A 13154-nucleotide genomic window follows, 5' to 3' on the forward strand; every position below is an offset into this window, starting at 1 on the left:
TCGACCCGATCGTCACCAGTCGTGGACGGTCCCGTCCCGCAGCCGGTTGACCGGGAGGTAGGCCGGCCGGTACTCGAACCGCTCCGCGGCCGCGCGGTCGACGGTGACGCCGAGGCCGGGCGTCTCGCCGGGGTGCAGGTAGCCGTCCCGGAACGTGTAGGAGTGCGGGAACACCTCGTAGGTCTCCGCGCTGTGCGGCATGAACTCCTGGATGCCGAAGTTGTGGATCGCCAGGTCGAGGTGCAGCCCGGCGGCCATTCCGACGGGGGAGATGTCGGTGGGGCCGTGGATGCCCGACTTGATCTGGTACTGAGCGGCGAGGTCGAACAGCTTGCGCATGGCCGTGACGCCGCCCGCATGCGTGACCGCCGAGCGGACGTAGTCGATCAGCTGCTCGCGGATCAGCGTCTGGTAGTCGACCGCCGAGTTGAAGACCTCGCCGATCGCCAGTGGGGTGGTGGTGTGCTGCCGGACCAGCCGCAGGCCGTCCTGGTTCTCCGCGGGTGTGCAGTCCTCCAGCCAGAACAGGTCGTAGGGCTCGAGCGCCTTCCCCAGCTTCGCCGCCTGGATCGGTGTCAGCCGGTGGTGCACGTCGTGCAGCAGCGGCAGTTCGGGGCCGAACTCGTTGCGCACCGCCTCGAACACCGTCGGCAGGTGGCGCAGATAGGCCTGGGTGTCCCAGATCTCCTCCGGCGGCTGCGGGTGGCGTCCGTTCCCCGAGCCGGCGTCGGGGGCGGCGGAGATGCCGTAGATCGTCTCCAGCCCCGGTACGCCGGACTGCACCCGGATGGATCGGAAGCCCTGCTCCTGGCGGGCCCGGATCGAGTCGAGCAGCTCCGGCAGGTCACGCCCGCTCGCGTGCCCGTAGGCGCGGATCCCGCTGCGGCTCGCCCCGCCCAGCAACTGGTACAGCGGAAGCCCCGCCACCTGCGCCTTGAGGTCCCACAGCGCCACGTCCACCGCGGCGATCGCGGCCATGGTCACCGGGCCGCGCCGCCAGTACGCGCCGCGGTACAGGTACTGCCAGGTGTCCTCGATCCGGTGCGCGTCGCGCCCGATCAGCAGGGGAGCGACGTGGTCTGAGAGGTAGCTCGCCACCGCGAGCTCGCGACCGTTCAGCGTCGCGTCGCCGTACCCGGTCAGCCCGTCGTCGGTGGTGATCTCGAGCGTGACGAAGTTGCGTCCCGGGCTGGTGACGATGACGTCCGCGCCGGCGATCCGCATGCGGTTCCTTCCGTGGGGAGGTGGTGGGGCTTGAGGGGTGTCTCAGCCTTTCGTCGCACCCGCCGTGAGCCCGGCGACCAGATAACGCTGGCCGAAGACGGCGGCGAGGACGACCGGGATGCTCATCAGCGTCGACGCGGCCATCAGCCCGCCCCAGTCGACGCTCGCATAGGAGATGAAGTTGAACAGCGCGACCGGCAGGGTCTTGGTGGTCTCGTCGGAGAGGATCAGCGCGAAGATGAAGTTGTTCCAGCTGAAGACGGCGGCGAGCACGCAGGCGGTGGCGGTCCCGGCCGTGGCGAGCGGCAGCGAGATGCGCAGGAACGCCCCGAACGCCGACAGCCCGTCCACGCGGCCTGCCTCCTCCAGCTCGACGGGCAGCCCCTCGAAGAAGCCGATCATGATCCACGTGATCAGCGGGACCGAGACGAACATGTGGCTGAGCACCAGCACGGTGTAGCCGCCCACCAGCTCCAGCCGCGCGAACAGGTAGTACCAGGGCACCAGCAGCGAGATCGCCGGGATGATCCGGGCGATCAGCACCCAGCCCCCACCGCGGCGCATCCCGAACCGGCCGATCGCCCAGGCCGCGGGCACCGCCACCAGCGCGGACAGCACCGTGGACACCAGCGCCACGACGATCGAGTTCACCATTGCGGGGAGGAACACGCCCTGCTCGACCACGGTGCGGAAGTTCTGCGTGGTCGGGCTGAACACGATCGCGTTGTCGGGGTTGCCGATCTGCACGTTCGTCTTGAACGCGGCGAGCACCATCCAGACCAGTGGCGCCGCGAAGACCAGGCTCACCACGGCGATCGCGGCGAACCGCAGGCCCTCCAGGCGGCGCTCGCCGCGCAGGGCCCCGCGCCGGCCCGACGGTGCGCCCGCTGGTGCGGGACGGGAGAGGGTGGTGGTCATGAGTCGGCCTTCGCGGAGCGGCGCCGCAGCGCGACGACGATGAGGATGATCAGGACGGTGAACACCACGAGCACAGCGGCGGCCAGCCCGTACTCCTGGTAGTCGAACGTGAGGCCGTAGGCGTAGACGTTGAGGGTCTCGGCCTCGTGGCTGGATCCCCCTCCGGGGCCCTTCGTGGCGTAGATCAGGTCGAACGTCTTGAGCGCGTCGACGCTGCGCAGCACCAGTGCCGTGACGATCGTCGTGGCGAGCATCGGCACCGTGACGAAGCGGAACCGCTGCCAGCCCGTGGCCCCGTCCACGAGCGCCGCCTCCTCCGGCTCGGTCGGCAGCGTGCTGAGCCCGGCCAGTAGCAGCAGCGTCATCATCGGCGTCCACTGCCAGACGTCGATGAGGATCAGAGTCGGCAGCGACTGGGCGATCGACCCGAGAAACGGCTGCGGCGGGATCCCGACGAGCCCGAGCAGCTGGTTGGCGATGCCCACGGTCGGGTCGAGTATCAGCATCCAGAGCACGCCGACCGCCACCGGCGTGGCGAGCAGCGGCACCATCATGATCGTGCGCACCCACCGCATCCCGCGGAACGGCCTGCGCAGCAGCAGCGCCAGCGCCAGCCCCAGTCCGAGTTCGAGCACCACCGCCGCCACGGTGAAGACGGCCGTGCGCAGCACCGCCGGCCAGAACCGGCGGACGTCGCCGAGCGCGTCGGAGTAGTTCAGCAGCCCGAGGAAGCCGGTGTCGGCGTTCACGGCGCCGAAGGCGTCGGTGGTGCTCAGCCACACCGTGTAGAGCAGCGGAAAGACGATCATCAGCCCGATGAAGACGACGGCCGGGGAGATCATCGTCCACTTGAGCCGCCGGTTCTCCTGCTCGAGCGTCCTGGCGGCCATCAGATCCTCCGTTGCCGGGCGTCGCGGGCGAGGAAGTCCTCGAGCTCGGAGGACGCGTCGCGGGCCTCGGCGGCGACGTCGTCACCGAGGATGGCGGCGATCATGGGCCGGCCGACGATGTCACGCGCCCGCCCGACCTGGACGACGTCCGGCCGGTCCCGCGCGACCCCGGTGGCGCTGCCCGCTGCCATCGACGCCGCGAGGTCGGGCGGGAACGCCGCCAGTGCGCTCGCGTCCTGCCAGGCCGAGGTGCGTGCACCGGGGACACCGTTGCGCTGCAGCGCGAGCACGGTTGTGGGACCCGTCGCCCAGCGGAGGAACTCCCAAGCGACGTCGCGGCGCTCGGAGAACGCATTGATCGCCAGGCCCCATGACGGGATGTTGAACGGCCGTGACCCCGCAGGCCCCGCAGGGAAGGCCGCGAAGCCCGTCCTGTCGCCGACCAGCGACGTCGCCGGGTCGATGAAGTTCTGGTAGACGGCGTCGGCGTCGATGGCGAACGCGGCCTTTCCCTGGGCGAAGATCGGCGTGATCTGCTCGAGGCTCATGTTGGTGGCTCCGAGCGGCCCGGCCTCGCGCAGCAGCCGCCCGTAGAACTCGTAGGCGGCGACGGCCTCCGGCGCGGCTATGCCGGAGCGGCCGTCGACGATGAAGTCGCCTCCGAAGGAGTACAGGTAGCTGGAGAACATGCTGACGGCGGCGTTGCGCTGCCCGCGACCGACGAAGCCCGTGAGCCCGGCTGCGGGGTCGTGCAGCCGCCGAGCGGCCTGGAACAGCTCCTCCAGCGTGGCGGGTGGGCGGCCGTCGCGCACGAGGTCCCGCCGGTAGTAGAGCGTCGGCCGCTCGGTGACGATGGGGAGGCCGAACACCCGGCCCTCGACGGTCACGCGCTCCCGCACACCCGCCTGCATGTCGGGCCAGGCGTACCCGGCGTCGCCCGCGACCCGGTCGGTGAGGTCGGCGAGCCAGCCGTTGCGTGCGAAGAGCAGTTGCTCCTGCAGCGGGCGGTACATCATCACGTCGACGTCGGGCGCGCTCGCGTTCAGCTTGACGTTGTAGGTGGACGAGAGCTGATCAGCCGTCATCGTCGAGACGAGCACGCGGCGGTGGGCGATGTCCTCGAACTCGCCGATCCGCTCGCGGATCGCCGTGGTCCACACGTGGTTGGCCAGCGCGAGCCGCAGGTCGCCGTCCGGGCCGCCACCGGCACGTCCGCATCCGCCGAACCCGATGGCGCCCGCACCTGCCAGAACACCCGCACCGGCGGCCCGCAGGAAGTCCCGTCGTTTCAGCACCGTTGCCCCCACTCCGCCGAGTCCTCGCCCTGCGCGCCCTGACAGCGTTCAACGTTCTCGAACGATGATCAAGTGCTGTGGCGACGAGCCAGATTGTTAACAATCTGGTTGCCACTCTGGGTGTCGGCCGTTATGGTTAGCAATGCACATTCGGGTGCCATGGCGGGCACCCGAGTGGTCGTGCGGTGAGCGGAGCACGGGTGCCGGGTCGTCGGCGCTGAACCCGGGGTAGCCGGAAAGAGGGGGACAATGCTGTCAGCCGAGGACAACGAGCTGTTGACCCGGGTGGGGCCCGGAACTCCGATGGGTGAGCTGCTGCGCCGCTACTGGACGCCGGCGCTCCTGGCCGGTGAGGCGCCCACCCCCGACGGCGACCCCGTGCGGGTGCGGCTGCTGGGTGAGGACCTGGTGGCGTTCCGCGACACGAACGGCCGGGTCGGGCTGATCCAGGAGAACTGCCCGCACCGCGGTGCGTCGCTCTACTTCGGACGCAACGAGGAGTGCGGGCTGCGCTGCCCGTACCACGGCTGGAAGTTCGACGCCGACGGCGCGTGCGTCGACATGCCCAGCGAGCCGCCGAAGAGCGTCTTCAAGGACAAGGTGAGGGCCACGGCCTACCCGACCCACGAGTCGGGCGGCATCGTGTGGACCTACATGGGCCCGGCGGACACGATCACCCCCTTCCGCGACTTCGGCACCGAGACCCTCGCCCCCGAGCACGTCGCCGCCACGAAGATGCACACCACGTGCAACTGGGTGCAGGCGATGGAGGGCAACCTCGACACCTCCCACGTCTCCTGGCTGCACCAGTTCGACGGTGTCGACCAGATTCCCGACGACGGCAGCGACAAGCCCGGTTACCCGTCGCATGCGATGTCCTGGAAGTTCTGGCGCCACGACCGGGCGCCGCGACTGGAGGTCGAGGACACCTGGTACGGGTTCAAGTACGCTGGCATCCGCACCACTCCCAACGGGTTCACGCACGTCCGGATGACCGCGTTCTGCTACCCGTACAACACGGCTGTGGCGACCATTCCGTTCGGTGTGCGGCAGAGCATGTTCGTGCCGATCGACGACGAGAACTGCTGGCGGTACAGCTTCACCACCCGCGTGATCGACAACTCCCGTGGCGTTGGCGGGGCGAACCTGTTCGCGGTGGCGCCGTTCCGGCTCGCCAGGGCCGAGGTGAACGGCAACGGGATCGTTCCCCGCGAGTACACGGCCGAGAACGACTACGGCATCGATCGCGACGAGCAGCGGTCGACGACCTACTCGGGCGTAGCCGAGTTCGCCAGTCAGGACCTCATGGTGACCGAGTCGATGGGTCCGATCTATGACCGCACCCAGGAGCGACTCGGCACCTCCGACAGAGCGATCATCCGGATGCGCCGGCTGTTGATCGCGGCGGCCAAGCAGGTCCGGGAGGGCGGCGAGGCGCCTGCCACCTCCGCCGATCACGACTACCACGAGATTCGCTCGGCGGAGAAGATCCTGGAGCCGGGCGAGGAGTGGCGCATTCTCGGTACCAACGAAGATCCGTTGGTCAAGGAGATGGACATCGCCTGGGCATCCGACCGCGCTTCCGTCGCGGGCTCCTGACTGCTTTCGTAGTACGCCGGGACCGGTGGACACGGTCATCGTTCCGACCGGGCCGCCGACGATTCTGCCGCGCATGATCCTGGTCGTCCGGTTGAACCGGAACGGCCCGTCCGGGCGATAAACAACAGCCGACCGATTGCACCGATATTCGAATCAGGCGAAACGCGCCGAGGGGCCGGCAAGCTTCTTGCGGCTGCGGCACCGATTCGAATTCGACCTTGACATCGGCGAAACGGCGGTTGAACGTAGTCGCGTGTACAAGACGACGACGTCGAGCATCAGGCGGATCGACCGACCCTTGCGGAGACGTCAGAGCGCCGGCGGGCGCGTGGGCGTGACTCCGCGCGAATTGCGTGATGGGGGTGAAATCGGTTGACCACGTCCAGAAGTCTCAGACCTGACGATCGACCGGACGACCGGAGTGTGGACCTGGCTGCCGCAATGGCGTCACCAGGCCTTCTGGCGATCAGGGACCGGCTGCTCGTGGGCCTGGCGTTCGCGTCAGGTATTTACGAGGCGATCTGTTTCATTTCCTTCGGTAAAGTCTTCACGGCGTTCCAGACCGGAAACATCGTGTTCCTCGGTCTCGGTATCGCCGGCGTCCGCCCGCCGGATGGTCCGGACCAGGTACGCGTCCTCATATCTCTCGGCGCGTTCGCGATAGGTGCGATGGTGGCGGTGCGGATCCTGAAGGCGTTCGACGGCGACGAGGAACTGGAGGACGACGAGGTCTTCCAGGTGTGGCCGCGCCGCGTGTCGGCCGCACTCGGCGTCGCGCTCGTCGCGCAGGTCGGTTTCCTCGCCCTGTGGATCGCCCTTCCGCTGTCCAGCGATGTCGAGAACATTCTGGTCGCCCTGAGCGCGTTCGCCCTGGGCATGCAGATGAACGCCATCCGGTCGCTCCACGTGCCGGGCATCTCGACCACGGCCGCGACGGCCACCTTCATCACCTTGGCCACCGGTGCCGCCACCTGGTCGCACAAGGCTCCTGCGGCACGTCGCCTGGCCGGTGTCGTCGTGGCCTTGATCTTGGGTGCGTTCGTGGGGACCTGGTCGCTCAAGCACGCGCACCCGTACGCCGCGGTCGTGCCGGTGCTTGTGATCGGGATCGTGCTCGTGATCGCGTCGGTCTCCTTGAAGGAGGAGCACGCACGGCGGTAGCCGGCCGACGTCCACCACGTGGCGCCCGTGCACCCACCGAGACGGGTGCACGGGCGCTTCGTGTCCGGGCGTCCGACCGCCACGGCGCCCTTTCCTGCCAGCAGGGGTGGACGATCCCGGCCAGCACCCGACCGTGACGGTTGCTGGCGGTGATGCGACGCGGGGGGTGTGGCCGGGACGCTTCTTGTATGAGCAACCGGAGGGCGGGGTCGGACCAGCGCGCCCACGACGTGTATCTCACCTCGGTGATCGGGAGCCGCGGCACTCCGTATGCGTGCCCGGACGTCTCGGCGGTCGACAAGCACATCGCCTGGCTGTACTGGCGGATCGACGGCGCGGGTTCGGCGAGTGCCATCCAGGACCTCTGGGCGGACATCAACCTGCTGCTCGAACGTCGCATGTTCCTGCAACTGGATCTTCAGGTCGGCGACGCCGCCTGAGGGTGATCCGGTAACAGGATGATTTCGGAGGAGAAGGGGAGACGGCCATGAGGTTCCAGGTCGTTGCGCAGTGGCTCTGCCGGGTGTGCGAGGTGGAAGGGCGTGACCCGGACAGCGAGCCGAGCTGCTGGAACTGCGGCGGCGAGGTCATCGTGACGGCCCGGCCCACCGTGGCGACGGAGCGGTGCGGCACCGAGCCGTAGCGGTAAGGTTCGCCGCCGGGCCACGAGTGCGTGACACGGGAGGGTGTGCGATGTCCACCCTCGACCACGTCGCACTCACGCTGCCGTTCCGCGGCACGTGGCTCGCCCGCAACAGCCCGGCGCGGCGCGTCCCGAGCCACGGCACCCATCTCTTCGCCACGACGTACGCCATGGACTTCATCGCGGTCAGGGGTCGGCGCACGGCGTCGACGCGGGACTGGCGAACGCTGTTGTCCACGGAGCCGGCGGACCGGTTCTTCGCCTTCGGCCTGCCCATTCTTGCGCCGGCGGCAGGCAGGGTGGTGGCGGTCCACGACGGGGAGACCGACCATGTGGCGCGGCGGTCGCAGCTCGCGTTGGTGCCCTACGCCCTGACCCAGGCGGCCCGGGTTCGCCGGGGCGCGGGAGCCATCGCAGGCAACCACGTGATTCTCGAGCTGGCTGATCGGGATGGGTATGTCGTGCTCGCCCACCTGCGCGCCGGCTCGATCCGGGTCGGCGAGGGTGAGTCCGTCGCGCTCGGCCAGGAGCTGGGCACGTGCGGAAACTCGGGCAACTCCACGCAGCCCCACCTGCACATCCAGGTCATGGACTCGGCGGACCCGTTCTCCGCGCATGGCCTCCCCATGTCCTTCCGGGACTACCGGCTGTGGAGCCGGGCGGACGTGCCACCGGTCGAGGTCGGGCAGGGCGTCCCCGGCGAGTCGGAGGTCGTCGAACCGCTGTGACGCGCCAGGCCTGCGTCGACGGGAGATCGGGCGCTGACCGGCGCGTGTCCCGCACGGATCACGCGTTCATGTGATGTGCGCGGGAAGCGGCCACGGGAGGCTGCCGGGCGGCGGGCGAACCTGGCGGAGGGAACGGACCATGCACTTCACGCGGCGATGGGCGTGGTTGGGGGTGCTGGTCGCCGGGCTGCTGCTGTTCGAGGCCGTCCGGCACACCATGATCGCCGTCGGGTTCATCGAGGGGCTGGTGCTGGGTGTCGCGTCCGGCGCTGGTTTCGCCGTGCTGGAGACCATGGGCTACGCATTCGTCGTGCTCGTCGAGTCCGGCGGCAACCTCGCCGCGGTGGCGTTGCACACCGCATGGGACAGCATCGGGAGCACGGTCGGGGTTCGTCGTCCTCGCGGTGATCAGCCTCTGGCTGCTGACGTACACGGCGCATCGGCTGGGCGAACATCAGTCCCGGCACCGGACGGTGCGCCCGGCCCACGGCGTCAGTCCGTAGTGTCGGCCGGCTCCGCGGTGCACCGCGGGTGGAGGGAGAGTCCGGTGAGTGATCGGCGACTGGTCGCTGCTGCCCTGCTCGGTCTGGGCGGTGGTCTGAGGTCCTTCGCCCCGCCCGTGGCACTGGCCCTTCACGGTCGTGGGCCCCTGGCCGGAGCTGCCCGGTTCATCGCCTTCGGCGCTGCTGCCGGCGAGATCATCGCGGACAAGCAGCCACAGATGGGCAGCCGGTTGGCCCCACGGGGCCTGACGCTGCGGCTCGGTTTCTCGAGCACCGGGGGACGTGATCTGGGTGGCTGGGAGGGGGCGGGTGTCGCCGCTGTCGCAGCGCTGGCGGCTGCGTTCGCCGGCTCGCGGCTGCGGACCACGGTGCGGGGCCGTCCGGCCCAGCTGGCGGCGGCGGTCGCGGAGGACGCGCTCAGCTACGGGCTCGTCCTCGCCGCGGTCCGCATGCGGTGACCACTCACCACATGCGGTGAAGCGACCGGCCGTGCGTGGTGAGAGGCCCGTGGCCGGCCGCAGTCTGCGTAGCGTCCGGTGATGAGCGGGCCGGGGCCGCTGACGGAGGAGGACCGGTGCAGTTCCAACACGTGGTGGAGCTGGTGGGCACGGCCGTCGACGCCGCGGGGGTGGCCGCGATCGTCGTGGGAACGGTCGCTGCGAGCGTCCTGGCGGCTTTCGGGCTGGCCCACCGGCGGGCAGATGTGTACCGCGACTACCGCCGTCGGCTCGGACGGTCGATCCTTCTCGGGCTGGAGTTCCTCGTCGCCGGCGACATCATCCGGACCGTCGCGGTCTCACCGACCTACGCGAGCGTCGGGGTGCTGGCCGTGATCGTGGCCATCCGCACCTTCCTCAGCTTCTCGCTGGAACTGGAGATCACCGGGCGGTGGCCGTGGCAGAAGACTGCCGATGTGGACGCGGACGGCACCTCACGAACCCGGTAGCTCGGCGATCGATCTCGTTCACCCGGTGCACCTGATCGGCGAGCGAGCCGACGGCGCGGCCGGGCGCGCTGCGTTTCCCGTTGACGGCGTTGCTGCTTTCGGCTCGTTCCGGGAGACGACTCCGTCCACGGCCCAGATCAGTAGTGCGAGCGCGCTGAAGCCGGCGCCGAGAACGCACACCGCGCCCCACCCCCATGCACCGTAGGCGCTGGTGGCCGCAATCGCGCCACCCCCTGTACCGATGGCGTAATAGACCATGTAGCTGCCGACGAGCCGGCCGCTGGCGCTCGGGTCGATCTCCACGATCAAGTGCTGGTTGGTGACGTGGATGGCCTGCCCTGCCAGGTTGAGGACGACGATGCCGACGATCAGCACGATCAGGGAGTGCGGTAGCCAGGCGATCGGCAGCCAGGACGCCGCGAACAGGACGAGGGTGACGCCGCTGACCCACTGTGCCCGGCCGCGGTCCGCCAGGGCGCCGGCGCGGGCGGCGCCGAACGCTCCCGCGGCGCCGGCGAGCCCGAACAGGCCCACCTCGGTGGTGGACAGGTGCCAGGGCGCGGTGGACAGCGGTAGCGCGATGGATCCCCAGAGGGCGCCGAACCCGGCGAACATGAACAGCGTGATCAGGCTGCGGACGCGGAACACGCGCTCCCGAGCCGTCAACGTGACGACCGAGGTGATCAGACGGCGGTAGGAGACCGGGCTCCTGGTGGTGATCTCCGGTGGCAGCAGGCGCACGAGCGCGAGAGCGAGAGCGAGCATGAGGATCGCCGATGCCACGTAGACCGAGCGCCAGCCGAGGGAATCGGCGAGCAGCCCGGCCACGGTCCGAGCCAGCAGAATCCCGATGACGACACCGCTCGTCACGATGCCGACGATGCGGCCCCGCGTCCCGGGACTGCTCAACACCGCTGCGTAGGCGACGATGACCTGGACCACGACGGAGACCACTCCGACGATGCCGCTGGCGATGAAGAACAACAGTGGGTGTGGCGACACCGCCACAACGATCAGGGCCGCCGCTGCGGCCGCGCACTGCGTGACGATGAGGACTCGCCGGTTCATCAGGTCACCGAGGGGCACGACGAGGATCAGGCCGAGGAAGTAGCCGCCCTGCGTCACGGTCGTGACCAGGCCGAGTCCTGTCGCCCCGAGGCCGAGGTCGGGCCCGATCCGGCTCAGCAGGGGCTGCGCGTAGTAGACGTTCGCCACCGACACCCCACAGGCGAGCGCCAGCAGAGCCGCGAGTTTCGTGCTGACCCCGGGGGATGGTTGCTGCCCGGGAGCCTTCCGGACGGTGCGTGAGCTCATGGGTCTCCCTCGCGCGTGGCACGGCCGAGAGGAGCTGATCGCACGACCGGACGAAGTGGTAGTAATCTGAAACCAGGCTAGACCGTGGTGGTTTCGATTTGCAACCAGGATTGCGAAGATGGGGGCCCTCGTGAACGCCAGGACGTGGACGAGCCCGGGGTGTCCGGTGGCCCGAACGGTCGACATCGTGGGTGACAAGTGGTCGTTGTTGATCATCCGGGATGCGTTCGACGGGATCCGGCGGTTCAGCCAGTTCCAGCGCAACCTCGGCGTGGCCAAGAACATCCTCAGCGTCCGGCTGCAGAACCTGGTCCAGGCCGGTGTGCTGCGGGTCGAACCGGCGTCCGACGGCAGCAGCTACCGCGAGTACGTCCTGACCGAGAAGGGTGAGGACCTGTTCGATCTGGTGATCAGCCTGCGGCAGTGGGGGCAGGACCACGCCTACGAACCCGGTGAGCAGCACGCCCGGCTGGTGGACAGGGCAACCGAGCAGCCGGTGCCCCGGCTCGTCTACACCGCGCCCGACGGCGGGCGGGTGCGCGCCCGCGACACCCGCGTACGCAAGTGCGGCGAAGAGCCTCGCTCGACGCCCGCAGGCGACGGTCACGACGTCGTGGCCGGCCCGGCGGAGTAGAGAGGTTCAGGCGGCGCGGGTGGGAGTCCGGTGGACGGCGCCGAAGACCTCGTAGCGGATGCGCTCGTCGGGCAGGCCGCGCTGCCGCAGTGCAGTCCGTACCGACTGCATGAACGGCACCGGACCGCACAGGTACGCCTCGCTGTCGGGGTGCAGCGGGATGTCGTCGGGCCGGATCCGACCGGTGTGCATCTCGATGCCGTCCGGTGCGGGGGCGTCGTTCGCGGACTGCTCGTACCAGACGAGGTGGCGGAACGACCGGAGACGGCTGCCGCTGCTCACGATGTCGGCGCGCAACGGGTGGCGTGAGGCGTCCCGCTCGGCGTGGACGGCGACCACGTTCCGGCCCGGCTGGGTACGGGCGACGTGATCCAGGATGGCCGCGATCGGGGTGATCCCGACGCCGGCGCTGATCAGGACCAGTGGACTGGTGCCCGGCTGGAGGGTCAGGTCGCCGTACGGGGCACTGAGAGTCAGCCGGTCGCCTTCGTGGATGTGGTCGTGCAGGTGTCCGGAGACCAGGCCGTCCGGGGTGCCGGCGGCGCCACGCACGCGGCGGACCGTGATGCGCAGGGCGCCTGCCGACGGTGCCTGGGACAGCGAGTACTGGCGGAGTTGGCGGCCGATGCCGGGCAGGTCCACGGCGACGGTGACGTACTGACCAGGACTGAAGTCCGGCGCCGGTCGGTCGTCGTCGGGTGTGAGGACGAAGGACACGGTGTCGTCGGCCTCGTCGTGCCGGTGGGCGACGGTGAACTGTCGCCACGGCAGGTCGGCGGTGACGTTTGCACCGGCGTAGAGGCGTGCCTCCAGGCCGATCAGGCGGACCGCGAACAGCCAGTAGACCTCGTCCCATGCGGCGGCGATCTGTGGGGTGACCGCGGCGTCGAGCACGGTGCCGACTGCGTTGAGCAGGTACTTGCCGACGACGGTGTACTGCTCGGGTCGGATGCCGAGGGAGGCGTGCCGGTGGGCGATCCGCTCGGTCATGGCGTCGATCGGGAGCGGGTCGGCGTCGGGGGGCCCGACGAGTGAGGCCGCGAACGTGGCCACGGCGCCGGCGAGTGCCTGGCGTTGAGCGCCGGTGGCCTGTGCGCTGCGGCTGAACACGTCGAGCAGGTCGTGCTGTTCGGTGAGCAGCGTGTCGTAGAAGACGCCGGTGATGGTTTCCAGGTGTTCCTGGACGACGGGGAGGGTGGCGCGAACGATCGGTTCGCTGGTCGTGGACAGCATGGTTCCTCCTGAAGAGCGCAGGTGTGAGTGACGGTTCGCCTGCGAGCGGGCGAACCGTGGTCGGTG

The 13154-nt window shown here is 69.5% G+C and carries 14 protein-coding genes; 8 read left to right on the top strand and 6 right to left on the bottom strand.

The annotated features are described in order from the left end of the window. Positions 1 to 12: 12 nt before the first annotated feature. The 4 genes from manD to AC5L35_RS23690 are packed head-to-tail and all read right to left on the bottom strand — an operon-like array spanning position 13 to position 4327. Complete coding sequence (gene manD, locus AC5L35_RS23675) at positions 13 to 1224, bottom strand: D-mannonate dehydratase ManD (protein ID WP_495061864.1); 1212 nt, start codon at positions 1222 to 1224, stop codon at positions 13 to 15. Between the two features lie 42 nt (positions 1225 to 1266). Continuing rightward, entirely contained in the window at positions 1267 to 2142 is an 876-nt protein-coding gene (locus tag AC5L35_RS23680; RefSeq protein WP_495061865.1) for a carbohydrate ABC transporter permease, read from the bottom strand. Further along, complete coding sequence (locus AC5L35_RS23685; protein WP_495061866.1) at positions 2139 to 3032, bottom strand: carbohydrate ABC transporter permease; 894 nt, start codon at positions 3030 to 3032, stop codon at positions 2139 to 2141. Before AC5L35_RS23685 ends, AC5L35_RS23680 begins: the two co-directional genes overlap by 4 nt. Next, positions 3032 to 4327: an ABC transporter substrate-binding protein gene (locus AC5L35_RS23690; RefSeq protein ID WP_495061867.1), complete on the bottom strand. Its 1296-nt coding sequence runs from the start codon at positions 4325 to 4327 to the stop codon at positions 3032 to 3034. Before AC5L35_RS23690 ends, AC5L35_RS23685 begins: the two co-directional genes overlap by 1 nt. Positions 4328 to 4576: 249 nt before the next feature. On the opposite strand from AC5L35_RS23690, the gene AC5L35_RS23695 reads away from it, so the two are divergent. From AC5L35_RS23695 to AC5L35_RS23725, 7 genes are all read left to right on the top strand, one after another. Then, a complete protein-coding gene (locus tag AC5L35_RS23695) occupies positions 4577 to 5926 on the top strand; it encodes a Rieske 2Fe-2S domain-containing protein (protein ID WP_495061868.1) in 1350 nt (449 codons plus the stop codon). Between the two features lie 441 nt (positions 5927 to 6367). Continuing rightward, the gene (locus tag AC5L35_RS23700) at positions 6368 to 7087 is read left to right on the top strand and encodes a YoaK family protein (RefSeq protein ID WP_495061869.1); all 720 of its coding nucleotides are present in this window, start codon (positions 6368 to 6370) and stop codon (positions 7085 to 7087) included. 188 nt (positions 7088 to 7275) lie between these two features. After that, complete coding sequence (locus tag AC5L35_RS23705) at positions 7276 to 7527, top strand: hypothetical protein (protein WP_495061870.1); 252 nt, start codon at positions 7276 to 7278, stop codon at positions 7525 to 7527. 47 nt (positions 7528 to 7574) lie between these two features. Continuing rightward, complete coding sequence (locus tag AC5L35_RS23710; RefSeq protein WP_495061871.1) at positions 7575 to 7730, top strand: hypothetical protein; 156 nt, start codon at positions 7575 to 7577, stop codon at positions 7728 to 7730. A 50-nt stretch (positions 7731 to 7780) separates the two neighbouring features. Then, on the top strand, positions 7781 to 8458 hold the full coding sequence (locus AC5L35_RS23715; protein WP_495061872.1) for a M23 family metallopeptidase: 678 nt from the start codon (positions 7781 to 7783) through the stop codon (positions 8456 to 8458). Positions 8459 to 8597: 139 nt separating this feature from the next. Beyond that, on the top strand, positions 8598 to 9419 hold the full coding sequence (locus AC5L35_RS23720) for a hypothetical protein (protein WP_495061873.1): 822 nt from the start codon (positions 8598 to 8600) through the stop codon (positions 9417 to 9419). Positions 9420 to 9535: 116 nt separating this feature from the next. Continuing rightward, positions 9536 to 9907: a DUF1622 domain-containing protein gene (locus AC5L35_RS23725; RefSeq protein WP_495061874.1), complete on the top strand. Its 372-nt coding sequence runs from the start codon at positions 9536 to 9538 to the stop codon at positions 9905 to 9907. 18 nt (positions 9908 to 9925) lie between these two features. Here AC5L35_RS23725 and AC5L35_RS23730 read toward each other — a convergent pair whose 3' ends face one another. Next, positions 9926 to 11221: an MFS transporter gene (locus AC5L35_RS23730; protein ID WP_495061875.1), complete on the bottom strand. Its 1296-nt coding sequence runs from the start codon at positions 11219 to 11221 to the stop codon at positions 9926 to 9928. Between the two features lie 166 nt (positions 11222 to 11387). Between AC5L35_RS23730 and AC5L35_RS23735 the strand changes: the two genes are divergently transcribed. Further along, on the top strand, positions 11388 to 11855 hold the full coding sequence (locus AC5L35_RS23735) for a winged helix-turn-helix transcriptional regulator (protein WP_495061876.1): 468 nt from the start codon (positions 11388 to 11390) through the stop codon (positions 11853 to 11855). Positions 11856 to 11861: 6 nt separating this feature from the next. On the opposite strand, the gene AC5L35_RS23740 is transcribed toward AC5L35_RS23735, so the two are convergent. After that, a complete protein-coding gene (locus tag AC5L35_RS23740) occupies positions 11862 to 13088 on the bottom strand; it encodes a globin domain-containing protein (RefSeq protein WP_495061877.1) in 1227 nt (408 codons plus the stop codon). Positions 13089 to 13154 lie beyond the last annotated feature (66 nt).

The organism is Pseudonocardia sp. OZ21, assembly GCF_059359135.1.

What these genes read in the sequence shown, in the direction of transcription:
- AC5L35_RS23720 (WP_495061873.1), top strand. Translation starts at nt 8,598, where the DNA reads ATGCACTTCACGCGGCGATGGGCGTGGTTGGGGGTGCTGGTCGCCGGG.
- AC5L35_RS23715 (WP_495061872.1), top strand. Translation starts at nt 7,781, where the DNA reads ATGTCCACCCTCGACCACGTCGCACTCACGCTGCCGTTCCGCGGCACG.
- AC5L35_RS23705 (WP_495061870.1), top strand. Translation starts at nt 7,276, where the DNA reads ATGAGCAACCGGAGGGCGGGGTCGGACCAGCGCGCCCACGACGTGTAT.
- AC5L35_RS23730 (WP_495061875.1), bottom strand. Translation starts at nt 11,221, where the DNA reads ATGAGCTCACGCACCGTCCGGAAGGCTCCCGGGCAGCAACCATCCCCC.
- AC5L35_RS23680 (WP_495061865.1), bottom strand. Translation starts at nt 2,142, where the DNA reads ATGACCACCACCCTCTCCCGTCCCGCACCAGCGGGCGCACCGTCGGGC.
- AC5L35_RS23740 (WP_495061877.1), bottom strand. Translation starts at nt 13,088, where the DNA reads ATGCTGTCCACGACCAGCGAACCGATCGTTCGCGCCACCCTCCCCGTC.
- AC5L35_RS23700 (WP_495061869.1), top strand. Translation starts at nt 6,368, where the DNA reads ATGGCGTCACCAGGCCTTCTGGCGATCAGGGACCGGCTGCTCGTGGGC.
- AC5L35_RS23695 (WP_495061868.1), top strand. Translation starts at nt 4,577, where the DNA reads ATGCTGTCAGCCGAGGACAACGAGCTGTTGACCCGGGTGGGGCCCGGA.
- AC5L35_RS23710 (WP_495061871.1), top strand. Translation starts at nt 7,575, where the DNA reads ATGAGGTTCCAGGTCGTTGCGCAGTGGCTCTGCCGGGTGTGCGAGGTG.
- AC5L35_RS23685 (WP_495061866.1), bottom strand. Translation starts at nt 3,032, where the DNA reads ATGGCCGCCAGGACGCTCGAGCAGGAGAACCGGCGGCTCAAGTGGACG.
- manD (WP_495061864.1), bottom strand. Translation starts at nt 1,224, where the DNA reads ATGCGGATCGCCGGCGCGGACGTCATCGTCACCAGCCCGGGACGCAAC.